25 protein-coding genes and 1 tRNA gene are annotated in these 24,177 nt (G+C 62.5%); 6 read left to right on the top strand and 20 right to left on the bottom strand.

What is annotated here, in order from left to right; genetic code table 11:
- Position 1 precedes the first annotated feature (1 nt).
- Together MUY37_RS01845 and MUY37_RS01840 are read right to left on the bottom strand one after the other, a co-directional pair.
- Positions 2-919: a FecR family protein gene (locus MUY37_RS01845; protein ID WP_499193777.1), complete on the bottom strand. Its 918-nt coding sequence runs from the start codon at positions 917-919 to the stop codon at positions 2-4.
- A gap of 38 nt (positions 920-957) precedes the next feature.
- Positions 958-1,497, bottom strand: a complete 540-nt coding sequence (locus MUY37_RS01840) for an RNA polymerase sigma factor (protein WP_499193776.1) — start codon at positions 1,495-1,497, stop codon at positions 958-960.
- A 263-nt stretch (positions 1,498-1,760) separates the two neighbouring features.
- On the opposite strand from MUY37_RS01840, the gene MUY37_RS01835 reads away from it, so the two are divergent.
- Positions 1,761-1,991 carry a hypothetical protein gene (locus tag MUY37_RS01835; RefSeq protein WP_499193775.1) on the top strand — a complete coding sequence of 77 codons (231 nt, stop codon included), beginning with the start codon at positions 1,761-1,763 and terminating at the stop codon, positions 1,989-1,991.
- 133 nt (positions 1,992-2,124) lie between these two features.
- Here MUY37_RS01835 and MUY37_RS01830 read toward each other — a convergent pair whose 3' ends face one another.
- The 7 genes from MUY37_RS01830 to MUY37_RS01800 all read right to left on the bottom strand — a co-directional run bounded on the left by MUY37_RS01830 (position 2,125) and on the right by MUY37_RS01800 (position 10,828).
- Complete coding sequence (locus MUY37_RS01830) at positions 2,125-3,552, bottom strand: amidohydrolase (RefSeq protein WP_499193774.1); 1,428 nt, start codon at positions 3,550-3,552, stop codon at positions 2,125-2,127.
- A gap of 90 nt (positions 3,553-3,642) precedes the next feature.
- On the bottom strand, positions 3,643-4,881 hold the full coding sequence (locus MUY37_RS01825) for a dicarboxylate/amino acid:cation symporter (protein WP_499193773.1): 1,239 nt from the start codon (positions 4,879-4,881) through the stop codon (positions 3,643-3,645).
- A 164-nt stretch (positions 4,882-5,045) separates the two neighbouring features.
- A complete protein-coding gene (locus tag MUY37_RS01820) occupies positions 5,046-5,432 on the bottom strand; it encodes a RidA family protein (RefSeq protein WP_499193772.1) in 387 nt (128 codons plus the stop codon).
- A complete protein-coding gene (locus MUY37_RS01815) occupies positions 5,429-6,733 on the bottom strand; it encodes an FAD-dependent oxidoreductase (RefSeq protein WP_499193771.1) in 1,305 nt (434 codons plus the stop codon). The genes MUY37_RS01820 and MUY37_RS01815 overlap by 4 nt, the downstream gene beginning before the upstream one ends.
- An 82-nt stretch (positions 6,734-6,815) precedes the next feature.
- Positions 6,816-8,417, bottom strand: a complete 1,602-nt coding sequence (locus tag MUY37_RS01810) for an N-acyl-D-amino-acid deacylase family protein (protein WP_499193770.1) — start codon at positions 8,415-8,417, stop codon at positions 6,816-6,818.
- A complete protein-coding gene (locus MUY37_RS01805; RefSeq protein ID WP_499193769.1) occupies positions 8,414-9,742 on the bottom strand; it encodes a serine hydrolase domain-containing protein in 1,329 nt (442 codons plus the stop codon). Before MUY37_RS01805 ends, MUY37_RS01810 begins: the two co-directional genes overlap by 4 nt.
- 153 nt (positions 9,743-9,895) lie before the next feature.
- Complete coding sequence (locus MUY37_RS01800) at positions 9,896-10,828, bottom strand: LysR family transcriptional regulator (protein WP_499193768.1); 933 nt, start codon at positions 10,826-10,828, stop codon at positions 9,896-9,898.
- A 361-nt stretch (positions 10,829-11,189) separates the two neighbouring features.
- Between MUY37_RS01800 and MUY37_RS01795 the strand changes: the two genes are divergently transcribed.
- A complete protein-coding gene (locus tag MUY37_RS01795; protein WP_499193767.1) occupies positions 11,190-13,988 on the top strand; it encodes a TonB-dependent receptor domain-containing protein in 2,799 nt (932 codons plus the stop codon).
- Between the two features lie 187 nt (positions 13,989-14,175).
- Positions 14,176-14,493 (top strand): hypothetical protein, encoded by a 318-nt coding sequence (locus MUY37_RS01790; protein ID WP_499193766.1) that lies wholly within the window; start codon positions 14,176-14,178, stop codon positions 14,491-14,493.
- Between the two features lie 351 nt (positions 14,494-14,844).
- Here the strand turns inward: MUY37_RS01790 and MUY37_RS01785 are convergent.
- A tRNA-Gly gene (locus MUY37_RS01785) sits at positions 14,845-14,919 on the bottom strand.
- A 196-nt stretch (positions 14,920-15,115) separates the two neighbouring features.
- Between MUY37_RS01785 and MUY37_RS01780 the strand changes: the two genes are divergently transcribed.
- Both MUY37_RS01780 and MUY37_RS01775 read left to right on the top strand, forming a co-directional pair.
- On the top strand, positions 15,116-16,042 hold the full coding sequence (locus tag MUY37_RS01780) for a tetratricopeptide repeat protein (RefSeq protein WP_499195101.1): 927 nt from the start codon (positions 15,116-15,118) through the stop codon (positions 16,040-16,042).
- Between the two features lie 8 nt (positions 16,043-16,050).
- Positions 16,051-16,662 (top strand): LON peptidase substrate-binding domain-containing protein, encoded by a 612-nt coding sequence (locus MUY37_RS01775; protein ID WP_499193765.1) that lies wholly within the window; start codon positions 16,051-16,053, stop codon positions 16,660-16,662.
- Here MUY37_RS01775 and MUY37_RS01770 read toward each other — a convergent pair.
- The 7 genes from MUY37_RS01770 to MUY37_RS01740 all read right to left on the bottom strand — a co-directional run bounded on the left by MUY37_RS01770 (position 16,649) and on the right by MUY37_RS01740 (position 21,886).
- On the bottom strand, positions 16,649-17,686 hold the full coding sequence (locus tag MUY37_RS01770; RefSeq protein ID WP_499193764.1) for a serine hydrolase domain-containing protein: 1,038 nt from the start codon (positions 17,684-17,686) through the stop codon (positions 16,649-16,651). The genes MUY37_RS01775 and MUY37_RS01770 overlap by 14 nt on opposite strands.
- Positions 17,687-17,735: 49 nt before the next feature.
- On the bottom strand, positions 17,736-18,359 hold the full coding sequence (locus MUY37_RS01765) for a MarC family protein (RefSeq protein WP_115415317.1): 624 nt from the start codon (positions 18,357-18,359) through the stop codon (positions 17,736-17,738).
- A 1-nt stretch (position 18,360) separates the two neighbouring features.
- On the bottom strand, positions 18,361-19,062 hold the full coding sequence (locus tag MUY37_RS01760) for a hypothetical protein (protein WP_499193763.1): 702 nt from the start codon (positions 19,060-19,062) through the stop codon (positions 18,361-18,363).
- A complete protein-coding gene (gene folD / locus MUY37_RS01755) occupies positions 19,059-19,955 on the bottom strand; it encodes a bifunctional methylenetetrahydrofolate dehydrogenase/methenyltetrahydrofolate cyclohydrolase FolD (protein WP_499193762.1) in 897 nt (298 codons plus the stop codon). The genes MUY37_RS01760 and folD overlap by 4 nt, the downstream gene beginning before the upstream one ends.
- The gene (locus MUY37_RS01750) at positions 19,955-20,278 is read right to left on the bottom strand and encodes a YggT family protein (RefSeq protein ID WP_499193761.1); all 324 of its coding nucleotides are present in this window, start codon (positions 20,276-20,278) and stop codon (positions 19,955-19,957) included. The genes folD and MUY37_RS01750 overlap by 1 nt, the downstream gene beginning before the upstream one ends.
- Before the next feature lie 48 nt (positions 20,279-20,326).
- A complete protein-coding gene (gene argB / locus MUY37_RS01745) occupies positions 20,327-21,223 on the bottom strand; it encodes an acetylglutamate kinase (protein WP_499193760.1) in 897 nt (298 codons plus the stop codon).
- A 99-nt stretch (positions 21,224-21,322) separates the two neighbouring features.
- Positions 21,323-21,886 carry a DUF4440 domain-containing protein gene (locus MUY37_RS01740; RefSeq protein WP_499193759.1) on the bottom strand — a complete coding sequence of 188 codons (564 nt, stop codon included), beginning with the start codon at positions 21,884-21,886 and terminating at the stop codon, positions 21,323-21,325.
- A 97-nt stretch (positions 21,887-21,983) separates the two neighbouring features.
- Here MUY37_RS01740 and MUY37_RS01735 point away from each other — a divergent pair, with 97 nt between their 5' ends.
- Entirely contained in the window at positions 21,984-22,646 is a 663-nt protein-coding gene (locus tag MUY37_RS01735; protein WP_499193758.1) for a hypothetical protein, read from the top strand.
- A gap of 132 nt (positions 22,647-22,778) precedes the next feature.
- Here MUY37_RS01735 and MUY37_RS01730 read toward each other — a convergent pair whose 3' ends face one another.
- From MUY37_RS01730 to MUY37_RS01720, 3 genes are all read right to left on the bottom strand, one after another.
- Positions 22,779-23,018, bottom strand: a complete 240-nt coding sequence (locus MUY37_RS01730) for a hypothetical protein (protein WP_499193757.1) — start codon at positions 23,016-23,018, stop codon at positions 22,779-22,781.
- Positions 23,019-23,084: 66 nt separating this feature from the next.
- A complete protein-coding gene (locus MUY37_RS01725) occupies positions 23,085-23,339 on the bottom strand; it encodes an HP1242/YdcH family protein (RefSeq protein WP_499193756.1) in 255 nt (84 codons plus the stop codon).
- Between the two features lie 306 nt (positions 23,340-23,645).
- The gene (locus MUY37_RS01720; protein ID WP_499193755.1) at positions 23,646-24,032 is read right to left on the bottom strand and encodes a hypothetical protein; all 387 of its coding nucleotides are present in this window, start codon (positions 24,030-24,032) and stop codon (positions 23,646-23,648) included.
- Between the last annotated feature and the right edge of the window lie 145 nt (positions 24,033-24,177).

The following is a 24,177-nucleotide window of genomic DNA, read 5'->3' as shown; positions in this document are numbered from 1 at the left end:
GTCAGCGTGCCGAGAGCATCCAGGCATCTCCCCGCCGCTCGATCTCGACGCCGAGAAGAGAACCCAGCGCGGCGGGGTCCGCACGCAGGGGCTCGATCACGATGCTCCCCGAAACCGGGCGGTCGCCGCTACTCCCCGAAACCGTGTAAGCTATTCCGCTGGCCCGCGAGATTTCCGCGGCGACATCCGCGAGGGCCAGATCGCGGAAGGTCAACCGTCCCTCGCGCCATTCGCCGATCTGGGCCAGAGGCACGTCCGATATCCGGTAGGTGCTGTCGCTTCGATCGAATGTAAGCAGTTGGCCGGGCTCGATCCGCGCGTTCTCTTTTGAAGGATTATAGATCACCGCCCCTTCGGATACCGCGACTCCGACATCGGATCGCAATATGCTGACATCGAATATCGTGCCTGCATCGACCAGAGTCGCGCGTCCGACATCGACCCGGAAAGGGTTACTCTCGTCATGACGGATCTCGAACAGGGCGCGCCCTTGCTCGAGCCGGGCATAGCGAGTGCGGTCCGGATCGACGACGAGTTCACTATCCCCCGCCAACACGATGGTGCTGCCATCGGCCAGCGCGATCGTCTGCATCTCGCCCGGCTCCGTCCGATAGGTCGATCCCGCCCCGCCCAACGGCCAGATCCACAGCACCGCGACGAGCGCCAGGCAGGCGGCTATTGCAGGCCCCAGCCAGCGGCCGACACGCTGGGAAGCCCCTTGATCGACATCGTTGGCGGGCACGGTATCGACGCTTGCCGATCCGGTTTCCACTGCCGCCATGACATGGTCGTAGGCCGCCGCATGCTCGGGCGAGCGCTCGAGCCAATCGGTAAACGCCGGCCAGTCGCCGAATTCGGGATCGGAAGTCCTGACCGCCCAGACGGTGGCCTCGTCTAATATGGTGCGATCAAGCGTCATGAAGTGTCACTCCTGCCATAAGGACGGAGTCGCTGCGATCATTCCTCATCGAACCGCTCCCGAAGCTCGGCGAGCGCCCGGTAGACACTGCGCAAATCGCTCTCGACCGTGCTTATGCTGATCCCGAACTCCTCGGCGATTGCGCGTTGGGCGATGCCGTCGATCCTGCTGCGTCGAAAAATCGCCGTGGCGCGTTTCGGCAATCCCGCAAGCACCTCCTCCACTTTTCGAGTGGATTGCCGCCCGGCGATTACGCGCTCGACCGAAGGGCTGTCGGATATACCGGGCATCGGTCCCGCTCCGGCCTCGACCCAATCCTTTTCGCGCTGCGCCGATTGTTTTGCCGAACGATAGCGGTCGATCATCACCGTGTTGGCTGTGCGATAGAGATAGGGCAGCGGCGCCGAAACCGGAGCAGGGGGTCTGCTTGCGATCCTCAGCCATACTTCCTGCAGAACGTCCTCCGCATCCTCGGCCGCCCCACGCGCGAGGAGAAAGCGCAGCAAGACTTGCCGGTTGGCGAGGAAAACCGCCTGCAGCCCATCATCGTCGGGATCGTCGCTCACTGCGCGGGTCACTCTCTCACACTTCGCTTCGCGCGTGATCGCCCGACCTTCGGGTGGACGGCCATACCTGAAGCCAAAGGCAACCAAGCGATTCCTGATGCCTGAAATATGGAGGATCGTCCAGCTCGGCAAGAGGCCGCAAGCGTGGGGGCGGGATCAAGGTCCCGTCTGTCGGGCGGGGTTTCAGACGAGGATCCGGCCGCGAAGATCGGCTGGGATGGGAACAGGCTGGGGGCGAAGCTGTCCTACTCAATCCGGAGGACGACGAGGACAAGGTGGGTGACGAGAAGCCTGGAGATATTGCGGCCTTCCCGGAGAAGCGCGCCGATTATCACGTCGGTTCCGGCGCCGAGATCGGTGTTTCCTCGGCCAGGTATGCCAAGCTCGGATACGTCCATACCGGCTACGGCAGCGCTTCTTTTTTACTGGACGAAGATGATGAAGCCTCGTTTGAGGTGAAAACAGATCGTCATCAGGTGTTCGTGGATCTGGGGATGCGGTTATAGATCCGCCGCCCTAGGCGCCGCTCGGTGTCCCCTGCGTTCCCTCACACCGAGGCGGTTCGTTTCTCGATTTTAGCCAGGGGTCCTCTCGCAATCCATGCGGGAAGACCCCTGCTTTGGTGAGCAGTAAGCCCCGTCACCTACGGTAGTCGAGCGGCGGCTCCCGATCGCCAAGCAGCGATTCATAGGTATAGTCAGGCCCCAACAATTCGGTGAATTCGGTCTTCGCTTGCGCCCGCAAATCGGGATTGGAGTACAGTTCCACCCCCATCAGGACCATGGCCTTGGCGGCATGATTCGCACCTTTGAAACCGATCGACATGCCGCTCGCGGCCACGGCCTGCCAGCTATGGGCGCTCGTTCCGGGGACCCATGTCGCGGTGCGGACACTCACCGTAGGTACGGCACTGGAAACATCGCCGACATCGGTGGAACCATAGCTCGTCAACGTCGCGTAGGGTTCGACTTTTCCCGCATCCGCGATGGGCGGGGCGTTCTCGCCGAGGCTTTCACGCATGGCTTGCGCCCAGTCCTGCTCTTCCCGCGAATAGGAAATGCCCCCGATTTCCTGAAGGATCGAACTCATCTTCCGCTGCAGCGCGGGCACCGGCCGAGTGGGATTGTTGCCATGGATGATCTCCCATTCGACCTTGGTTCCCGTTCCCATGGCCGCACCTTGTGCAGCGGCTTCGATCCGTGGCCAGAGCGCGCGCACCTCGTCGGGGTCGGAATGGCGGACATAATAGAATACCTCCGCAAAATCGGGCACGACGTTTGGCGCGGCCCCGCCTTCCGTGATGACATAGTGAATGCGCGTATCCATGCTGGTATGTTCGCGGATCATGTTCACCATCATGTTCATGCCTTCCACACCGTCGAGAGCCGAACGCCCTTTTTCGGGAGCGAAGGCGGCATGGGATGAGGTGCCGTGGAAGCGGAATTTGGCCGATCGGTTTGCCAGGCTGCTGAGCGACGGGGCCGAATTGCTGTCGCTCGGATGCCAGTCGAGCACGAAATCGGCATCGTCGAACAGGCCCGCACGGGTCATGTATACCTTGCCCGAACCGCCTTCTTCGGCGGGCGTGCCATAGAGCCGGATACGCCCCGGCGTTCCCGTGGCTTCGAGCCAGCGCTTCAAGACGATTGCCGCGGTCAGCGATCCGGCGCCGAACAGATTATGGCCGCAAGCATGCCCGGCATGCTTCGTGGCGATCGGATCGCGGATCGGCTTGTCGGATTGGGTTATACCGGGAAGGGCATCGAATTCAGCCAGAACGCCGATCACGGGACCGCCTTCGCCCCATTCCGCAATGAAGGCGGTGGGTATGCCCGCCACGCCCGTTTCGACCGTGAAGCCTTCCGCCTCGATTTCGGACTGCAGGATGTCCGAGGATTTCTCCTCCAGATAGCCAAGCTCGGCAATTTCCCAGATATCGCGCGCGACGCGCGACGTGCGCTCCAGTTCCGCATCGACTGCCATGGCTGGGTCATAGGCCGACTGCGCGGCCACGGGAGCGCAGGACAAGCTCAGGGCCGCCGCGGTCATCAGCATGAAGGGTTTCATGAATTTCTCCAGATCGGTGGGTTTGGATTGGACTTCCCGGTGCGGGCCACACGAGCACACACGCATGCTCTTGCGGCGAGCAAAGGGGCGTTAAATATCATCGGCCGAAACATATTCTTCGACGTCGATTTCGCCGGACATGCGACCGACAGCCACCGCGACCACTGCATCGCCGGACACGTTGGTCATGGTGCGGGCCATATCCAGAATGTGATTGATGCCGGCCACGAAGGCGATCGTTTCCAGCGGGACGCCGATCGACGAAAGCACCAGGCTCATCATGACCAGGCCCGATCCCGGAACACCGGCCGCGCCGATCGCCCCGAGCGTGGCGGTGAGGGCAATGAGCGCATAGGAAATCGCGGTCAGTTCGATCCCATATGCCTGAGCGCCGAACAGGGCGATGACGCCGAGATACATGGCGGTGCCGTTCATGTTGATGGTGGCGCCCAGTGCCACCGTGAAGCTGGCAACCGCATGCGAGACGCCGAGGTTTCTCTCCACGCACCGCAAGGTCACCGGCAAGGCCGCATTGGACGAGGCCGTGGAAAACGCCACCGCCTGCGCATCGATGATACCGCGGTAGAAATCCACCACCGGCAAGCGTGCGATCAGCCGCAGGATCAGCGGATAGACGATCGCCAGAATGATCGCGCAGCCGGCATAATTGAGTGCCACGAGTTTGCTCAGCGGGATCAGGGCTTCGAAGCCGAATGTGCCGCTGACCCACGCGATCAGGGCGAAAACGCCGAACGGGGCGAGTTCCATCACGAAGATGGTCATCTTCTGCATCACCACGGAACCCGCATTCATCGCCCTGGCGATCGGTGCCCCCTCTTCGCCCGATGCGAGGATCGCCATGCCAAGCAGGACCGAGAAGATAATCACCGGCAATACCGCACCCTGGGCCATCGCCATCACCGGGTTGTCGGGCACCAGCGCGGTTATCATCTCGATCAGCGACTGGTCGGGCGCGGGAGGTATGGCAGTGTCGACGGGCAGGGTGATCGAAAGCCCGACCCCCGGCTGAAACACCATCGCCAGGCCCATCCCCAATGTCACCGCAATCAGCGCGGTGGACATGAAGACGAGCAATGCCCTGCCGCCCACACTGCCCAGGCGGCCGATATCGCCCACTGCCGTCATGCCGGAAACGAGCGAGAAGAAGATGAGCGGGATCACCAGCATCTTGATCGCGCGAATGAAGAGATCGCCGATCCACTTGAGCGCTACGGCATTCTCTCCCAGTACGCTGCCGACGATCACGCCGCAAATCATCGCGAACAAAACGCGTTTCCACAGGGCAGAAGCGAACCAGGCACGTAGCATCGTTTGTCGTATTCCTCTTAATGCGGTCGGGGCGGTGCGATCAGGCAGGAAAAAGCCGAGCCGAATGGCTCAGAATACCCATGCCGATCATAGACTTAGAGTGCCCAAAGCGAGTCGGTCGCCCACCTGTGGCGGGCGCCTGCCGGAAGTCGCCTCGTGCCCGATCAGTCCGCATTCTTGCCCGCCCCTCCGGTATCGATGCCCTGTGTCAGACACGCAACGGCTTCGATCTCGACATCGCCGGCTACCAGCCCGGAAATCACAGTTGATCGGGCGGGATAGGGTTCGGCGAAGAACTCGCGATAGACTGTGTTGAAACCGGGCATGAGGGAGGCATCGGTCAACCATGCGGTCACTTTCACCACCTGATCGAGCCGCGCCCCAGCCTGCGCCAGAGCGGCTTCCAGATTGGTCAACGCCTGTCGCGCCTGTTCTTCAATGCCTCCCGCTACGATCGAGCCATCCGCCAGGCGAGGGAGCTGCCCCGACGTGAAGACGAGGTCGCCAGCACAGCGATACCGGCTGAGAGGCGGGGCAGGTGATTTGCTCATTCAATACAACTCCTGTCGTTCATGGGATTGCCGACCTCGGCCTCGATCAGCTTGGCCACGCGTTCGGCGGCGCCGGCAGCGAAAGTCCATCCCAGCATCCCGTGCCCGACGTTCAGAAAGACTCGCTCGCGCGCGCGTTTGATGATGGGAATGGAATTCGCGGTCATCGGGCGCAGCCCCGCCCAGCCGGCGCTTGTTTCGCGATATGCCGCCGCTTTGGGCATGGCGGCTTCGGCGTTGTCGATGAGCAGTTGCAGCCGTGCCGGATCGGGGCGCGGATCACCGTTGTTCAACTCTGCCAGACCCGCCACACGCATGGAATCCGACAGGCGGCAGAAGACGATCTTTCGCGCCGAATCGGTGATGCTGACTTTGGGCGCGTTGGCACCGGGAGGCGCGGTGAAGCTGTATCCCTTCATCGGGAGAATAGGCGCGCGGATGCCCATCTTGCCCAGAACCCCCGGGGCGTCGGCCCCCAGACAAACGACGGCATTGCGCGCCGACACAGTCATGCCATCGCTACTACGCACGACTATCCGGTTCTTGTGCTCGTCCACTCCGGCAATGGTAAAACCGAATTTCGTCCTGACCGCGAATTGCCGCGTAAGAATGGCGAGCAGGCCGTGACAAAAGCGATGTGGATCGCCGATCTCTTCCGACGGGGTCCACAGCGCGCCGACGAAGCTTCCGATTTCGCTCAGGGCGGGCTCTATCCCGATCGCCTTTGCCGGGGTCAGCAGTTCCTGCGAGACGTTGGCAACTTGCTTGATCGCGACCGTGTCCCGGGCATTCTGCAAGCTGGCATGATCGCGGAAGATGTGCATCTTGCCGGGCCTCGCATGCCCGAAATCGAAGGGATGGCGGTCACGAAGGCCAGCCATGGCCAGCCGAGATTCGAAGCCGAGGACGAGCGCGGCGCGGGTATTCGCGGCAAACCGCGTTTTCGTACAATTGCGCAGGAATGAGAGGCCCCAGCGCAGAAAATCCGGATCGGGTGTGAACCGCAGGCGAAAAGCGGGGTTGAGACCCGCCAGGATAGCCGGGATCCCGGCCAGCAGGGCAGGCTGCGCCAAGGCATCGGTATAGGCGTAGCTGAGCTGAGCACCATTGGCGAAGGAACTTCCCTGGGCCGGGCCGTCCGCGCGATCGAGCAAGATGACCGAATAGCCGCGCCGAGCAAGAGAATAAGCTGTCGTTACGCCGACCACGCCAGCGCCCAGCACCACAATGTCGGCATCCTGCCCGGCTGATTCCGCCGGAAACGCGCACATATCTTCGGACTCCGACTGCAATTGTTTCATCGGGTTCCCCCTATTCGATTCGGCAGGCCCGCAGCCCGCGCCGCTTATCCGGTCACCAATCGTTGTGTGCAGGTGGTCCGTCTCAGGCCCGACAGGTTTCGGGCGGCGGGCGATGGCGTAGCGCGCGCCCCGCAGCGACACCGGTGGGCTTGCCATCGGCGATGACGACTTTGCCGTTCACGACCAGGGTCAGTACGCCTTCCGCCAGCTCGCGCGGTCGGAGATAAGTCGCGACCGGACGGTAACGATCCGGGTCGAACATCACGATATCCGCCTTGTATCCCGGCCTGAGATGCCCGCGATCGCTCAGCCCGAACCTGTCCGCGGTGCGGCCGGTGCTGCTGTTGATAAAGGTCGCCAGATCGACGGCCGCCGCTTGCTGGACATACTGGCGGTATTTCTGCGGGAAGGTAGCGTACATACGCGGATGGCCTTCCGAACCGTCGGAGCTCGTGACGACCCAAGGCTGGCGCATGAATGCGACGATGTCGCTTTCAGCCATGTTGAACGACACGAGCTTGCCACTTCTGTCGCCATCCTGGATGATCCGGATCGCCGCCGCGATCGGATCGACACTCCACTTTGCAGCGATGGCATCGAGCCGCATGCTGGTCCATTCATGCCCCGGTGCGACCAGCAGCAACGAATGGGCACCGCCACGCCGACGCATGTTTTCGGCCATTTCGGCTTCGATCCGGCCACGCTGGGCGGGGTCCTCCAGCCGTTCCAGCAGCGCCTCGCGCCCGCCGTCCTGCGACCACGGCGGGAGCAGCGCGGCCTGCAGGCTGGTGCCCGAGGCTTCCCAAGGATATTGATCGGCGGTGACGTCCTGCCCAACGCCGCGCGCGCGGTTGATCGCCTCGATGATTGCACCCGATGTGCCGTGGGCGTCGACACCCAGAACCTTGATATGGGCGATGTGGACCGGGAGCCCGGCCTCACGGCCGATGGCCAGCACCTCCTGCACCGATTGCTCGACGCCGATTGTATAGGTCGCTTCATCGCGCTGGTGTGTGTCGTAGATGCCGCCGCGTATCGCTGCCTCGCGCGCCAGCGCGATGACCTCGTCGGTATCCGCGAAGCTCTGCGGAACGTAGTACAGGCCGGTCGACAGGCCGAGCGCGCCCTCGCACATGCCCTTGGCCACGAGCGATTTCATTTCGCGCAATTCCCCCTCGTCGGGAGCGCGGCCGGATTCGCCCAGGACGGCGCGGCGCACGGGGCCGAAACCCACATAGGTCGCGACATTGGTCCCGAACCCCCGCGTTTCCACTTCATCGAGAAAGGCTCCGACCTCCGGCGTACCGCTGCCGTCGACCCCGGAGAAAATCGTGGTCACGCCCTGCATGAGCCAGGGCAGGTTCAATCGGCCCTCGCTATCGCTGGCGTCGAGGAAACGCTGAGCATGAGTGTGCGGATCGATGAAGCCCGGGGCGACGATCATTCCGCTGGCGTCGATGATGCGCGCATTGGCAGGCGCATCGCGGCCGGGGCCGACATAGACGATTTCGTCCCCGGCGATGACCACGTCGCCGACGAACGGCGTTTCCGAACTTCCATCGTAGATCGTACCGCCGGCCAGAATCGTCGTCCCGGGCTGCGCGGTCCGGGAAGTGGCGCAGCCCGTCAGACTCGTCGCCGCGAGAAGGGCAAGGGCTGTCGAGATCGATCTTACCACGCTCATTTGTCGGTACTTTCTGCGATGCGGACAAGGGTGAGTTCGGCAGTCGTGCCCCGCTTCACCCAGATACGGTCGGGATCGTCGGTCGGGGCGATGGTCATGGTCTTGTGGTGGAACCGTCCATCGTCATCGGCAGCGTAAAACTGGATGACGGGCGCCTCGACGAAAGGAGACGTCACCTCCACCCGGAGGCCATTGTGGACCGGAGCAAGGCGGTAGTTCGCGTTCAATTCAGCTGAATGAAACAGACCTTCGGGCCGGGTTCGCGGCATACCGGGATAGTGGACCCCGCTGGCGGCCATTACAGCCTTGAGCCTGTCGGTCGCCTTCCAGTCCCCCCGGTTGCACAAGACAGCGAAGGCGCGTTTTTGTCCGGGCAGGCGCATATAGGCATGCCGGAAGGCTTGCGCAGACCCGGTATGGACGACCACTTGCTGGCCATCTCTCTCGCCGAGATGCAGGCCGCCGCCATAGGATAGGCCCGCCCCGTCATCGATGAGCGAACCATCCGAATACCGGCCCGGCGCAAACATGATCTGCGCCACTTCGCGGGTCCAGACCCGGTGACCGCGCGCGATATCGTATTCGTAGCGGGCCAGATCGTTCATGGACAACATCAGCCCGCCCGAGCCGCTGAAACGAGGAAAGCTGTCGCGAACGGCAAAGGCGCCGTCTTCCGGCACGTACCCATGCGCGTAACTGCCTGCGCGAGGGCTTTCATCGTCGAGGAAGAAGCTCGACCGCATGCCGAGCGGAGCGAAGATCGCATGCCTTGCATAATCCGCGAAGGCCTGGCCCGAGACCCGCTCGACAATCTCGGCCAGCAGCAAATAGCCGCCATTGGAGTAGCGGTACCGCGTGCCCGGGATGAACTGCGTATCGCGTTGCCGGAACAGGAGATCGAGCGCATCACCCTTGGCCGCCTTCCCGACGTCGCTCAAGCCCGCCATGCGCAGCAGACCCAGCGAATCGCGAATGCCCGAAGTGTGATGCATCAACATCCCGACCGTCACCGGAGCATCGTATACCGGCAGTTCGGGCAGGTATGTGCGGACATCGTCGTTCAGCGAAAGATCCCCTTTCGCGATCAGCGTTGCCGCCGCCAGAGCCGTGAACTGCTTGGAAATCGAAGCGGCGTAAAAGAGGCTGTCACCATCCAACGCCCTTCGCGCGGCCAGATCGGCATATCCCTGCGCCACGAGCAGGGTCGGCGATCCCCGCTCGAACGTGCCGACGACGCAACCAGGCGCCGGAACATGGCCGGGCTCGGTAATCGCCGCCCGAATTTCAGCGCGTGACGAGTGGGCCGAAGCAAGGGGCGCAAACATGGCCAGAGCGGCTGTCGCAACTACAGCGATCTTGTGTGCTGACTGTTTCCGGATCGCCGCTGTCACGTTGCCTCATCCCCGAACATACCGTGGTGGTGAGCGCAAGGAGTGCAGGCGTTGAAACCTCGAGGCAATGTCAACTCGTCACTCGCGTCATAGCCCCGCGTTATGGTGTTGCCCCCGATCCAGCGCATTCGGCTCGGATAGCTCTGCCAGTGCCGCGCGCAGGCTTTCGATAAAGCGGCCCACGAGGTTGGCGTTGGGAGTGTTTTCGAGGGTCGTAGCGTATATGGGGGCCTGCACATTGGGCTCCAGGCGATAATAGGAGAGATCCGGCGTGGCCAAAGCCGCAGCGGTGTATTCATCCGTCACAGCGCTGCCCATACCCTCCCTCACAAGCGCGAGAGCGGCATAATAGGTATGCGAGGTGACAACCTCGCGCGGCGCGATTTCGTATCGGTTGAGTTCGTTCACGAAGGCATCCGCCAGCGGCCCACTGTCGCGGACGCCGACGAAGTTGATTTCATGTAAGGCTTCGATCGGCACGGGGCGGTCCGCCGAGCCGAAGGCTTCGTATGGGGTTACCAGAACGAGCCGCGGCCTCCCCAGCTCGACCTGCTTGATTCCGGGATGGTGGGCAAGACGAAAACCGACGGCGACATCGCATGCGCGCTCATGCAGGCATCGATCCATTTCGCGGCTGTGCAGAGTGGTGATTTCGGAAGATACATCGTCATCTTTCGCGCATAGCCGGGCAATCGCGCGCGGAGCCACCGCCAAGCCTATCGCCGGCAATACCGCGATGCGCAAATGCCCTCCCTTTCGGGCGCCGATATTGTGCGCGGTACGCGTCAGCTTGCTGAGGCTGGTATAGACTTCGGCCACTTCGGCGAACAGCTCATGCGCCTGCTGGGTCGCGACAAGCCTGCCCTTCGTGCGGTAGAAAAGTTCGTATCCAAGCTGATCCTCCGCATGCCGCAGCACCTTGCTGACCGAAGGCTGGGAAACATTCAGCATGCGTGCGGCGCTACTGATCGAACCGTGCTCGTAGACGGCATGAAAAACTTCAATGTGGCGCAAGCGCATATTTTCTCCCCGGGCACGAGCGGCCAGTGCATAACCAGACGGCATATACATGGGAACAATGAATGGTCGGTCCGGGCCAGGCTGACGGACCGTAACCCCTGAAGCGCTCCGAAATACCGAAGCCAGGCCATGATCTTACGACGCGTCACACCGGTCTTTGGCCGCATAACGGGGGGTTATGGGCGGGTGAACTAATACTACTTCGCACGACCTTCCTTTGTCGCGAAACTGCCTCTCAGCTTGTTCAAGTGAAGAAGGGGAAGTCATGAGGTGTCCTGAGCGCGACCGTGTCGCATTTACCGAGTCAAACAGAGTTTCGAAGCAGCTGCTTTTGGGGGGGGGCGCCCTGGCGCTGTGCTCCATGGCCTCCGCAGCGCACGCGCAGGACAGTCAGGAAGCCGGTGCGGCCGAAGGTGGCGACGCGCAAAATGCGATTGTCGTTACGGGTTCTCGTATCGCGCGAACCGGCTTCGAGAACCCGACGCCGACAACGGTCGTAACAGCCGAGCAGATCGCCAACACAGGCCTGAACGACATCGGCGACGTTCTGATGCAGAACCCGCAAATCGCAGTCGGTCTTGGGTCGAGCAACGACACTTTCAAGCGCGACGTCGGCTCCACCTTCGTGAATTTGCGTGGTCTGGGCGAGAATCGGACCCTGGTTCTGGTCGACGGACGCCGCCGGGTATCCGGCTCGCGCGACGGGGCACAGGTCGATGTCTCCGCAATCCCGACCCCGATGATTGAAAGCGTCGAAGTCATAACCGGCGGCGCTTCGGCGGTGTACGGGGCCGATGCCGTTTCGGGTGTCGTCAACATCATCCTCAAGGACGATATCGAGGGCTTGAATCTCTCCGGTCGTCTGGGTCTGTCCTCCCGTGGCGACGCGGCCACCTACCGAGTCTCGGTCAGCGGCGGTGGCCAATTCGGCGATGGTCGCGGATCGGCACGCTTCGGTATGACATACGGCGAAAGCGAGACGCTGCGTTACCGGGATCGCAGCTATGCCTATGGCAAAGGCGAATTGGCATTCGTGACCAATCCCGACAATACGGGTCCTGACGACGGCATTCCCGATCGCATCGTCATCAGCAATCCCCGCACGATCACCACTCCATATCAGCCGACCTTCGTGATCGATGGGCAGCGCTACTTTTACGACGACGGACTGCTCGAACAGCCGGACGATATCGTGTGCTACGGTTCGAAATGCGTGGGCGGCGATTTCGGCTATGACAGGCGCGAGCGCAATTTGCGCAATCCGCGCGAGAGTATTTCTGCCATAGCGGGTCTCGAATACGAGCTGACCAGCGGGATTACCGCCTTTACCGATTTCGAGTTCTCCTTCGCGGAGAGCGAGACGAACGGCCAGGGATTCTTCGATTCCCGCCTGACCCTCAGCCGCGACAATCCCACGCTGCCCGATGAAGTCACTGCCCTCATGGATGCCAACGGCATGTCCACCATCAGGGTCGGCTACGAAGGCGAATATATCTACGGCAATCGGGAACACGGCAACAAGCGGACAACCTACACCGTGGCCGGCGGACTTCGCGGCCAGCTTGGCGATTTCGACTGGACTGCCTTTGCGCAGTACGGACGGCGCGACCAACGCTACAAGCGGGGCAATTCGCGAATTGAAAGCCGTTTCTACGAGGCAGTCGATGTCGTGCGGGATCCGGTTACCGGGGACATGGTGTGCCGAAGCGAAGCGGCGCGTGACGCTGGCTGTGCGCCGATCAGCGTGTTCGGCGGTATGTTGACCGAAGAGGAAAAGGCATACTTCAAGGCCACGTTCCAGCGCGACGTCACCAACGAACAGCTCCTTGCCGGTTTCCAGGTGTCAGGCAATCTGATCGACCTGCCGGCCGGTCCGCTTGGCATCGCCATTGGCGCCGAACACCGCAAAGATTCGCTAAAAAGCGTCGATGACGCACTGGGATCGCGCGGCTTGCTGTACCGGACCGATAATGGCGGCGGCGAAGTGGATGCCAGCAGCAGTGTGTCGGAAGCCTTCGCGGAAATCGTCGTGCCCGTGCTCAGGGACAGTTTCCTCGGGCAGTCGCTGCAGTTCGAAGGGGCCGCGCGCTATTCGCACTACGATACGGTTGGCAGCACCGTGGCCTGGAAGCTTGGCGGCGAATGGGCTCCGATCGATGCTCTGCGCTTCCGCGTCACCCGCTCGCGCAGCGTGCGGGCTCCCACGCTTGTGGAATTCTTCGCACCCGAGACGCTGGGCGCCTTGAATATCTCGGCCGATCCCTGCGATGCGGCGGAGATCAATCTCAATCCGAACCGCGAAGCGAATTGCCGGGCGCTGGGCATCCCCGCCGGATGGGTCGACCCCGCTTCGTCGCTTGCGCTGACCACCCGCCTTGGCGGAAATCCCAACCTGACGGAAGAAACATCCGACTCCTGGACTGCGGGCGTTGTCGTTTCCCCAGTCGACGGCCTGCGGCTTTCGGCTGACTGGTGGTCGATCGAGATCGACGACGCGATCCAAACCATCAGCGGAAATTCGATCGTCGAAAAATGCGTGGATTCCGAAACGCTGGACAACCCCTTCTGTCCGCTGGTCACGCGCGGTAACTTCTCGGGTATCAACGATCCGTATGTGATTTCGTCCATCGACCTTCGCCAGGTCAATATCGGTCAGCTCACCGCCCGGGGTCTCGATCTGGCGGCAAATTACCGCACATATCTCGATCGGATCTCCGAAAGTCTTCCCGGTCGTCTGAATGTCGGGCTGACCGTGACCTATCTGGACAAGCTGGAAGAACTGGTCGATTCCGAAGATCCGGACACCCTGCTCATCAGCGACGGGGAATATGGCAACCCGACCTGGCGGGGCAATCTCAAGGTCGGCTATTCCGTCGGGGGGCTTCGTGCGAATTGGTCGGTACGCTACATTGGCGGGTCGAAGATCGACGTCCAGCGAAGCGATGAGTATTACGGCGGCCTGACTGTCGACGAGCGCTTCTACCACGACGTGGCTCTCAACTACGATTTCGATAGCGGAGAAACAGTTCAGTTCGGCGTGAACAACCTGTTCGACGAGCACCCTCCGCGCACCCCGTCTACGTATACAGGTGCTTCCGGCGGATCGCTTTTCGATAGCGTCGGACGCTTCTTCTATGTCGGGTTCACCAAGGCCTTTTGATACTCTGATTGGCGCGGTCGTCGGTTCTCATACAGAACAGGGCCGACCACCGCGCCTTTCCTCCGCGCGGCGCCAAGCGGATACCCTTCGAGCCGGGCGTTCGCACCGTCTCGTAAGGGCGCCAGCCTACAGATAATTCGGCAGCCTGGCCCCCGCCACCTCGCGCCGGAAGCTTGAAAAAACGGGCATGCGGGGGGCGATACAGACCCTTGCGCTCGGTATGCGCCAGCAGGACGAAGCCCCGCTTTTCATCGCGGTAGAGTTCGAGCGTTTCGGGTTTCTCTTCATGGATTTTCCGGCACCAGGCTTCGCCCCCGCAATTCGCGACCAGCCGTTCCAGAGCCTGCGTAAGCCGGATCACGGTGTCCGAATTGAGACCGCTACTGATCGAGGCGGTAGCGAAGAAGGCGCCTCTGTGCCGCCTGACCTTTCTTCACAAAACCGACAAGAGCAGCTCGATGTTGAGCGCTGGTTCTGCCGATCTGGAGACAGCGGTATTGTCTGACCGGATCGGTTCGGAAGTCCGGGGCCGTCGGCTGTTCGAGGATAGCTATGTCGGCCCGTACCGAGAAGAAATGGAAGAGCATTTCGTCGAGAATGCGATGCCCGCCTGCAGCATCGCTGGCTGCGCTCTGTCGTTGTCGACACCGTCACCGGATGAACCCGCCAGCGCCATCTGGGAGGAATTCGGCAAAGCCCGGAACAGTGGAGCCGATAGGAGCTTTGCAAGTGCCAAGCGCGATTCACCGCTTGGCGCCCGCAACCTTTCGCGCTCACATCAGGGCGGAAAGCGCAGGCTCACAAGCCGATCGAGCGCGGGAAAAGCGCGATCGAGTTCCAGAAATGTCATGGAAACTGGAGCGGGCGAGGCGATTCGAACGCCCGACCCCAACCTTGGCAAGGTTGTGCTCTACCCCTGAGCTACGCCCGCTCACTGGCGCTACCGAAACCGCTTGGTCCCGGTGGGGAGGCGGCCAACTAGCAGCGGCTCTCGAGTCTCGCAAGTCGAAAAATGCAGATTTTTCGATACCCTTGCAGCGGCGCCTGCCCTCCTTCACATTCGCGCGACAATGCCCACATGATGCGGGCACGATTTTTCGAACGAAAGGTGGATTTACGTGGCGAGCATGGGCCTGAGCATGGATGAACAGAAAGCGGTCGAGCGTTTCAAGACCGACGTCGTCGAGCCATCGATGACGAAGCTCGTCATCCTCGATTTCTACGCCGACTGGTGCGGGCCGTGCAAAGCCATCGCGCCGATGCTCGAAAAGGTCGCCGCCGAATATGCCGATAAGGGCGTGGTGCTGAAGAAGATCGATGTCGACGAGGAAAAATTCATCGCGGCCCAGTTTCAGGTCCAATCGATCCCGACCATTTACGCGCTTTTCCAGGGGCAACCGGTTGCCGATCTGACCAATGCGCGCAGCGAATCCCAGATGAAGCAGACGCTCGATCAAATTCTCGGGCAATTGCCGATCAAGCCCGGCGCCGATCAGTCCGCGGAAAACGCTCAGGGGCAGCAGGATGTCGGCCAGTTCGTCGACATGGCCGAAAAGGTTCTGGCAGACGGCGATGCCGAACGCGCAGCAGGCGTGTTCATGCAGGTCGTTCAGATGGCGCCCGAAAATGCCGCAGCCCATGCCGGTCTGGTTCGCGCACTCGTCCAGGCGGAGCGGATCGACGAGGCGAAATCGGCGCTCGCGGCAGCGGAAGGCATTCCTTCGCTCGCCGACGATCCGCAGCTCGACCAGGCTCGCAATGCGCTGGAGCTGGCCGGCAACAGGGTGGATGACGGCGAACTCGCCGCCCTGCGCGAAAAGGCCGAGGCCGACCCGGAGAACCTTCAGGCTCGCTACAATTATGCGGAGGCCGCCTTCGCCGCCGGTGATCGCGATGCCGCCGCCGACGAACTGCTCGCCCTGGTCGAGAAAGACCGCGAGTGGAACGAGGGCGCCGCACGCACCCGCCTGATCGATATCTTCGGCGCGGTCGGGCTCGAAGATCCGTGGGTGGTCGCCACCCGGCGGCGCTTGTCCAAAATCCTGTTCGGTTAGGGAGCGTCTTGAGTACCCGGATCCCCATCTTCCCTCTGCCCGGCGCAATCCTGTTTCCCGGCCTGCAACTGCCGCTGCACATTTTCGAGCCGCGCTATCGCGACCTGGTCGGCAGCGCGCTGGCGAAAGACCGGCTGATCGGGATCATCCAGCCGCAGACCTCGAAAGACCGTGCCCCGCTCTACGCAATGGGCTGCCTGGGACGAATCGGCGATGTCGAGGCGCTGGAAGATGGGCGCTACAATATCGTTCTGGACGGCGAAGCCCGTTTCCGTGTGCTGCGCGAACTCGACGTCACCACGACCTTCCGGCAGGTCGAGGCGGAACTGATCGAGGATCGCGCAGGGCAAACGCTGTCGAGCGTCGAGCGCGCGGGTTTCGAATTCGAGGCACGCCGCTTTGCCGACATGCAGGGCTATTCGGTCGACTGGGATTCGGTCTCGCGGCTCGATGACGAAACGCTTATCAACGGGGTTTCGCAAATCGCACCGTTCGATGCGGCCTCGAAACAGGCGCTCCTCGAAGCGTCCGATTTGCGCGAGCGATGCGAATTGATGATTCAGCTCATGCAGTTCTTCGCCCTGCGTGACGACGGGGACGAGATCGTCACTCTGCAATAGGCGCGGGTTCGTCGAGGCTCGTCAGCATGGCCGAAAGAGCGGTGAAGGCGTGGCGTTCGGCGTTCTTGCGGTTGTAGTTTCGCGCCTGCACCACCAGGACGGCATCATAGCTCGGAATCAGGGCGACGATGTTCCCGCCATTGCCCTTCATCATCCAGGCACCTTCATAGCCGCGCGGCGACCGGATCGGGATGGCCCACCAGAGGTTGCCGTAGAACACGTGCTCGCCCAGCCTGTGGCGCGGTACAAGCATACTCCGGACCCAGCTTTCGGGCAGAATTTCCTCGCCTTGCCAGCGGCCCCCATCGAGTACCATGCGGCCGATTCTCAGCAATGCCTGCGCATCGATCGTCAATTGCCCACCCGACTGGATCTCGCCGCTGCGCGACCGCCGCCAGACGACCCCGTCGATACCCAGCGGATCGAACAACCGGCGCTGCACATAGGCATCGAAACGCTCGCCGGTCGCCTTCTCCACGACTTGGCCCAAAAGAAAGACCCCCGCAGTACAGTAGGAAAACGGCCCCTCGCCACGCGCGTCCCGGACATATTCGCGGGCAGGAAGAGCCAGGACGAATGCGCGCCATTCGCGTTTCCGGTACATCCGTTCTTCCTGCCCCGGCGAGCGCCGTTCCCAGTCGTTGCAGTCGATAGCGGAAGACATACCCAACAGATCGCCGACGGTGATGGAATCCCACGGTTCTCCGCGCGGAGACCCGAGATAGGACCATACCGGAATATGCGTGCCTGCAAGCGCGCCATCCGCAATGGCCGCGCCCACCGCCAGCGCGGTGATGGATTTGCCGGCCGACCGGATATCGACCGGAGTGCCGACCTGCTCGCCGTCGAACCGTTCCAGATAAACACGCTCGCCCCGCTGTTCTGCGGCCAGAACGGCGACCCGGCCAAGCTGCCCTTCACCGATTGCCGCCGTCAGTTCGGGGATCGTGTAATGCGGCAACGGTCGCGCAGAAGCCGAGCTGCCCAGCCCCATGAGGGCCGCAACGCAGAAGAAAAGCGCCATACCAACGCGAGCGGCGTGCACCCGTCTGGTGAACCCGTGTCGAACGGCGTCAGATGCTGAAACTGTTGCGTAGACCATCGATGACATATTGCGCGGCCAGTGCGGCCAGAAGCACACCGAGAACGCGGGTTATCGCCGCCTCCACCTTGTCGCCGAACAGCCGCATGATGGGGCCAGCCGCCATCAGGGCGAGCATCGTGATGACAAGCACGGCCACCAGGGCGCCCAGCACGACAAGGGTCTGATCCAGACCCTGTGCCTCGTTCATCAGCAGCATGATCGCCGCAATGGCGCCGGGTCCGGCAAGCATCGGAATGGCCATGGGGAAGACCGACACATCTTCCACCTCGGGCGTGGCCGCGACCTTTTCGGCGCGTTCCTCACGCCGCTGGGTGCGCTTCTCGAAAACCATTTCGAAGGCGATCCAGAACAGCATCAGCCCGCCCGCGATGCGGAAACTGTCGAGCTCGATATGCAGCGCGCCGAGCAAGTCCTCGCCGAACAGCGCAAATACCAGCAGAATGACCAGCGCTATACCGCTCGCCCGGATTGCCATGTTGCGGCGCTGCGCCGAGGTCGCGCCCTTGGTCAGCCCGGCATAGATCGGGGCGCAGCCAGGCGGATCGATCACCACGAACAGTGTGATGAAGGCCGAGAAAAAGAGCGCGGTCATGTCACGCGCCCCCCGGAGCAGCAACGCTGCCCGACATCGCATCGATCATTTTGCCGTTCCGGTTGAGCATCAGCTTCCAGTGACGGGAAAGATCGGGTGAGACGACGAATGTCAGGAACAGGCTGCTATCGGCGCTGACCTGATCGAAATACGTGCCGCCCGCAACGGGGCGCGACCGTTCGGCCTGCTCGCGCAATTCGGCGGCGACATCGCGCTGCGGACAGTCGGCGACATCGGTGCGCACGAATTCCGGTTCTTCGAGCGGGCGTTCGAGCACATCGCCCTGATCGAGCATCCAGCGATATTCGCCATCGCGCTGGCGCTGCCAGACCGTGGTGAAATAGCCGACCGAGCCATCGGCCCGCTGCCACGCCCCGCGTGTGACCGCCAGCGAACCGTCGCAGCTCGACCAGACATGGTGCGGCTGCCATGCCACCGCCTGCGGCGGGTTTGCGCGATTTTTGAGCCAGTCACGGGCGTCGACAGGCTCGGGCACGAACATGACAGACCCATCGGCGGCATATTCGCGAAAGGCGCTCCATTGCCCGTCTTCCTGCGCCAACCGCGCAAAGGCGAGTTCGGTGGCGACAACGCGCGACGGAGTGGCGGTGGGGGTGAGAACACGCGCATAGCGGTCGTCCCGCCCCGGATTGGCGGAACAAGCCGCAAGGCCCAGCGCGAGCAGGGCTATCGCAAATCTCACAGCGCGTCCTCGGGCAGGTTCAGCCCTTCATTGCGATAGGCCGCAACCAGTGTGTTGCGCAGCAGCACCGCAATGGTCATCGGCCCCACCCCGCCCGGAACCGGGGTAATCGCGGACGCCACTGCTTGCGCTCCGGCATAGTCCACATCGCCTACGAGGCGGCCCTTATCCGCGCCGGGTTCGGGCGGCAGCCGGTTGATGCCCACATCGATCACGGTCGCGCCGTCTTTAAGCCATTCGGCCTTGACCATCTCGGCCCGGCCCACCGCGGCGACAACGATGTCGGCGCGCCTGACCACTGCGGGCAGGTCTTTCGTCCGGCTATGGGCGATTGTGACGGTAGCGTTTGCGTCGAGCAGCAGTTGCGCCATCGGCTTGCCGACGATGTTCGAACGCCCGATGACGACCGCCTCGAGACCCGACAGATCGCCCAGCCGGTCGGTCAGCAGCATCATGCAGCCAAGCGGCGTACAGGGAACGAAACCGCTCTGGCCAACCGCAAGGCGGCCGGCATTGGTGACGTGAAAGCCATCGACGTCCTTGTCGGGACTGATCGCGCCGATCACCGCCTGTTCGTCGAGATGATCGGGCAGCGGCAATTGCACCAGAATGCCATCCACCGCCGGATCGGCATTGAGCCGGGCAACCAGAGCAAGCAGGTCGTCCTCGCTCGTATCGGCGGGCAGCCGGTGTTCGAAGCTTTCCATATTGGCGGCCAACGTGGCTTTGTGCTTGCTGCGCACATAGACCTGGCTGGCAGGGTCTTCGCCCACCAGCACCACGGCAAGCCCGGCCTTGCGCCCCGCCTTTTCGGCGAATGTCGCGGCGAATTCGCCCACGCGTTCGCGGAGCTTGGCGGCAAACGCCTTCCCGTCGATTACCTGCGCCGTCATCAGCCGTAGATCACATTGCCGAGAACGATGAGGACGATGTTGAGCAGAATGATCAGCACCAGAGGCGAAAAGTCGATCGAACCGGTATTGGGCATCACCCGCCGGATCGGGCCGAGCACCGGTTCGAGCAGGCGGTTGATCGACATGTAGAAGGCGCCCAGGAACTCGTTGCGCGAATTCACCACGTTGAAGGCGAACAGCAGCCCGATGATGAACTGAATGATAATCAGCATCACCAGCACATTGGTGAGCATGGCGATGATCTGGTAAATGGTACTGAGCGCCTGCATTTCGTCGAGCGTTCCCTTGGGTTTGGCCGTCATACGCGTCCTACAAGAGCGACACGGGCCGCGCCACCCCTGTCGGGCCGGTTACCGACCCTTTGCGACCAGCGTACCGGCACCGCGCGCGGTGAAGAATTCGAGCAGCATGGCGTGTGCCACGCGCCCATCGAGCACGACCGCCGCCTCGCAGCCAGATTCCACGGCCTGCACGCAGGTTTCCAGCTTGGGGATCATCCCGCCCGAAATCGTCCCGTCCTCGCGCAAGCGCCGGATGTCGGCGGGGGTCAGGTCGGTGAGGAGATTGCCCTGTTTGTCGAGCACGCCCGATACGTCGGTCAGCAAAAGTAGCCTGGCAGCGCCCAGCGCCGCGGCCAGCGCCCCGGCCATGGTGTCGGCATTGATGTTGTAAGTGTGGCCGTCCTCGCCCACGCCGATCGGCGCGACCACCGGGATCATCCCCGCCCCGGTCGCGGTTTCGATGATCGTGGTATCGACCTTCGATGGCTCGCCGACGAAGCCGAGATCGAGCGCTTTTTCGATATTGCTGTCCGGGTCCTTCTGCGTGCGCTGCAGCTTGGTCGCCGTGACCAGTCCGCCATCCTTGCCCGAAATGCCGATCGCCTTGCCGCCCGCATGCGCGATCGAGCCGACGATTGCCTTGTTGATCGCGCCGGAGAGGACCATTTCGGCGATCTCGGCAGTCTGTTTGTCGGTCACTCGAAGACCGTCGATGAACTGGGTCTCGACGCCGAGCTTTTCGAGCATGGCCCCGATCTGCGGGCCGCCCCCATGAACCACCACCGGATTGATTCCGACCGCCTTAAGCAACACCACATCCTCGGCGAATTCGCGCGCGGCGCGATCGTCGCCCATGGCGTTGCCGCCATATTTGACGACGAAGCTTCTGCCCGCATAGCGCTGGAAATAGGGCAGCGCCTCGATCAGGGTTTCGGCCTTCGCATGGATGTCGGGTCTCTGGGTCATGGCGGGCGAGTTAGCGCCGCCATGCGCGCGAGGCAAAGGTTTCCGCCATGCCTGCCTGCCACAGGCGGATAAGGGGCAAGCGTCCGGCTATCGGTCGGGCTAGGGACGCACAGCGGTCTGCGGCGGGTAGGGCACGGCCGGACCATGGTCGATGCTGAGGCTTTCGAGCAGACGGAAGCGGCCTTCTTGCGGCATCCACTGCCAGGAATGGATGTAGCGCCCACCCCCGGTCATCTCCCAGCCGCCCTGCCCGCCGTTGAGCGAAGCGCGCCATTCGTGGAAGGTGTGGTGCCCTTCCTCCAGCACCCCCCAATCGCCAAGCTTCTGGATGCGGCGCGATCCCGGCACCGGCAGGCGGCGATTGTGATACCCTTCATTCTTGCCGCCCGGGGCGCGATCGGCACAATTTTTGCGGGATTGCTCGATCATCTGTGCCCCGCTCGAAAGTGGCATGCCGACAAGATCGTGAAGCATGCGAAAGTCCGGATGGACCAGATCGGAAACCGCATCGGGATCGCAGCCTTCGAAAAACCCCCAGAAGAGCCGCGCGTCATTGGCGACGATCCGTTTCTCCAGTGCATCGCCGGTCGGCATGGGTTGCGGCGCGGATACGGCGGCGGGAGCCTGAGCGAAGAATAGGGCGGCGACGAGGCTGGGTAGCATGGGAGGTCCCTGTTCCAGTGTGTTGCCGTCATAATACGACAAGAGTCCTGCAGTGCAACCGGCTTTCAATCTTGCGCCAAGGGGTTAGGGATAGGGGATGGTTTCCGCTCGCATTCTACCCGCCCTGGTCGCGGCGCTGGCGCTTGGGGCTTGCGCGCCCACACCCGAGCCGCCGACGAACACTGCGGCCCATCCGCAAGAGGCCTTCTGGCAGGCGCTGTCGAGCCATTGCGGCCGGGCTTATGACGGGCGCCTGGCAAGCAGTGATGCGCGCGATACGGATTTCCCGCAGCGACGGCTGGTTGCGCACTGGGCGCAATGCGATGAGGGCCGGATCGCGATTGCGTTTCACGCGATGCACTTCGGCGCGGCGGACGAACCCGTCTGGGACCGCAGCCGGACCTGGATCGTGACCCGCCAAGGCGCGGGGGCGGATGCTCGCTTCACATTGAAGCACGATCACCGCCACGCCGATGGCGAAGCCGATGCCGTGACCTTCTATGGGGGAACCTCCGCCGAGGCAGGGGGTGTGCGTGGCCAGGACTTTCCCGTGGACGATGAAAGCATCGCGCTGTTTTCACGCGAGGGGCTCGATGCCTCGCTGACCAATGTCTGGCGCATCGAGATCGACCCGGCAGGCATGCCGGACGCCTCCTTCGCTTACCAACTCACCCGCCGCAACGATCCGACGCGGCTGTTTCGCGTGGAATTCGACGCGAGCGCGCCGGTGGAGCCGCCCCCGCCTGCCTGGGGCTGGTAGCGGCTGCAAAACCCGGCGCGGGGCCTCCCCGTTCCCTGACAATACCCGAGATATGGGCCGCACCGATGGCAGGAGGAAAACGCCGTTCACCCCCGCGAGCCCGTTCGGGCACACCCGTTTCGCTTGCGCGGTTTACTCGGCGCCGGCCTGGCCGTCATCCGCAGGCACGCCCTCTTCGGGCACATTGGTCATCGGCGTATCGGGCGTGTCGACGGGCACGGCATCGGGATCCGGCTGGGTCACGATCAGTTCGCCGCCACCTTCATCGGTCACGTCGACCTCGTAAGTGGGTTCCTCGGGCTCTGCGCCGCAGGCGGCCAGTGCGAAGGCGGCTGCCAGCGGCAGGGCTGTGGCGACAAGACGGCTGTTCATTGCAAATCTCCTGTGGTGGCACCTATGCCGGGAGGCCCGCTCCAGAGCGGTTCCCCCGGCAAACGATCAGGCTGCCTCGCGCGCCTTGGCGACGATGGCGGTAATTTCGTCGAGCAGGGTGAGGCGCTTCCTTTTGAGTTCTTCGGTGCGCTCGTCGCTCGCCGCCTCGGTCTCCGCCTCGATCCGGTGCACTTCGCGGTTCACCTCGTGATATTCGTCGGCGAGCCGGACGTAATGTGCATCGTCCTGCTTAAGCCGCGTAATCAGTTCGCGATCCCGGGCGAAGATTTGAGTCAGTTCATTGGGCGTGTGCTGCGACATGCGGGTCCTTTCCATAATGTTGGCAGCGACCCTAGCAGGGGTGGCCGAACAATCATTGAGCTGGATCAAATTTGGGTGGAGGAGCGAGGCCGCGCGCGAATGGGCCTATCCACCGGCAAAGGTCGGAGTGGCTACATACGACCTGCGCGGTAGCAGCCTGCTCCTCGGGTTCAGCGCCCGAAGATTATCGCGGCGGCTGTTGCCGCGAGGGGCGCCACAGCGGAAGGTCAACAAACAGAACAACTTAGAAATCAATGCGACTAAATCTGCGAGAGGTCTTTGGACTAAGCCTCCCACGAAGGATCATTAACCGCTCGCTTCCGTAGGCAATCCGGGAGCCTCTAAGTGCGAGATATAACGCCCAGCTTGCGGGCCCCAATCATAGTACATTCCGCACATCATCGTATTGACGCTACTGGCTTCTGCCTCGCTCATCATGAGGTCCAGTGACAAAAGCCTGACTGGCTTGGTGTCCCCTAGAATATCCGCAAACACCTCAAGCCTGTATGTCCCGCCCTTCCAGCGGAACTCGGAATGATCGGCGGGCAGCAAAAAATGATGATTAACGACCACCCCGGTATCACCGACAAAAAGGCCACCCCCTCTCACAAGCTGATCGTCGCCGTGGACCCAGATATTGAAATTCTGTCGGGACTCGTCTCGTGTCAGTGTTGCGTAAAGGGTTTCGATCACTCGCCCGCGCTTCGCCTCTGCTAGCAACAACGCTCGCAAGAATACCTTTGGCCGACCATTTGGGCCGGAAGACCGAGAACCATCGGAGCCAAGGAAAACCTGCGTGGGCCGTGTCATCCGGACTGACCCTTTACGAAAGTAGGTC

Source organism: Qipengyuania sp. ABI-127-1 (assembly GCA_022953095.1).
In the GTDB taxonomy this organism is placed as follows: Bacteria; Pseudomonadota; Alphaproteobacteria; order Sphingomonadales; family Sphingomonadaceae; genus Qipengyuania.
Note: the sequence above shows the minus strand (reverse complement) of the source record. Positions and strands in the feature narration are given on the sequence as shown.

Excerpts from the sequence above, each read along its gene's own strand:
- folD (WP_499193762.1), bottom strand. The coding sequence starts at position 19,955 with ATGACGGCGCAGGTAATCGACGGGAAGGCGTTTGCCGCCAAGCTCCGC.
- MUY37_RS01735 (WP_499193758.1), top strand. The coding sequence starts at position 21,984 with ATGGTTTCCGCTCGCATTCTACCCGCCCTGGTCGCGGCGCTGGCGCTT.
- argB (WP_499193760.1), bottom strand. The coding sequence starts at position 21,223 with ATGACCCAGAGACCCGACATCCATGCGAAGGCCGAAACCCTGATCGAG.
- MUY37_RS01830 (WP_499193774.1), bottom strand. The coding sequence starts at position 3,552 with ATGAAACCCTTCATGCTGATGACCGCGGCGGCCCTGAGCTTGTCCTGC.
- MUY37_RS01845 (WP_499193777.1), bottom strand. The coding sequence starts at position 919 with ATGACGCTTGATCGCACCATATTAGACGAGGCCACCGTCTGGGCGGTC.
- MUY37_RS01795 (WP_499193767.1), top strand. The coding sequence starts at position 11,190 with ATGGCCTCCGCAGCGCACGCGCAGGACAGTCAGGAAGCCGGTGCGGCC.
- MUY37_RS01790 (WP_499193766.1), top strand. The coding sequence starts at position 14,176 with ATGCGGGGGGCGATACAGACCCTTGCGCTCGGTATGCGCCAGCAGGAC.
- MUY37_RS01725 (WP_499193756.1), bottom strand. The coding sequence starts at position 23,339 with ATGTCGCAGCACACGCCCAATGAACTGACTCAAATCTTCGCCCGGGAT.
- MUY37_RS01800 (WP_499193768.1), bottom strand. The coding sequence starts at position 10,828 with ATGCGCTTGCGCCACATTGAAGTTTTTCATGCCGTCTACGAGCACGGT.
- MUY37_RS01770 (WP_499193764.1), bottom strand. The coding sequence starts at position 17,686 with ATGGCGCTTTTCTTCTGCGTTGCGGCCCTCATGGGGCTGGGCAGCTCG.
- MUY37_RS01815 (WP_499193771.1), bottom strand. The coding sequence starts at position 6,733 with ATGAAACAATTGCAGTCGGAGTCCGAAGATATGTGCGCGTTTCCGGCG.
- MUY37_RS01810 (WP_499193770.1), bottom strand. The coding sequence starts at position 8,417 with ATGAGCGTGGTAAGATCGATCTCGACAGCCCTTGCCCTTCTCGCGGCG.
- MUY37_RS01740 (WP_499193759.1), bottom strand. The coding sequence starts at position 21,886 with ATGCTACCCAGCCTCGTCGCCGCCCTATTCTTCGCTCAGGCTCCCGCC.
- MUY37_RS01805 (WP_499193769.1), bottom strand. The coding sequence starts at position 9,742 with ATGTTTGCGCCCCTTGCTTCGGCCCACTCGTCACGCGCTGAAATTCGG.
- MUY37_RS01765 (WP_115415317.1), bottom strand. The coding sequence starts at position 18,359 with ATGACCGCGCTCTTTTTCTCGGCCTTCATCACACTGTTCGTGGTGATC.
- MUY37_RS01820 (WP_499193772.1), bottom strand. The coding sequence starts at position 5,432 with ATGAGCAAATCACCTGCCCCGCCTCTCAGCCGGTATCGCTGTGCTGGC.
- MUY37_RS01780 (WP_499195101.1), top strand. The coding sequence starts at position 15,116 with ATGGGCCTGAGCATGGATGAACAGAAAGCGGTCGAGCGTTTCAAGACC.
- MUY37_RS01825 (WP_499193773.1), bottom strand. The coding sequence starts at position 4,881 with ATGCTACGTGCCTGGTTCGCTTCTGCCCTGTGGAAACGCGTTTTGTTC.
- MUY37_RS01750 (WP_499193761.1), bottom strand. The coding sequence starts at position 20,278 with ATGACGGCCAAACCCAAGGGAACGCTCGACGAAATGCAGGCGCTCAGT.
- MUY37_RS01730 (WP_499193757.1), bottom strand. The coding sequence starts at position 23,018 with ATGAACAGCCGTCTTGTCGCCACAGCCCTGCCGCTGGCAGCCGCCTTC.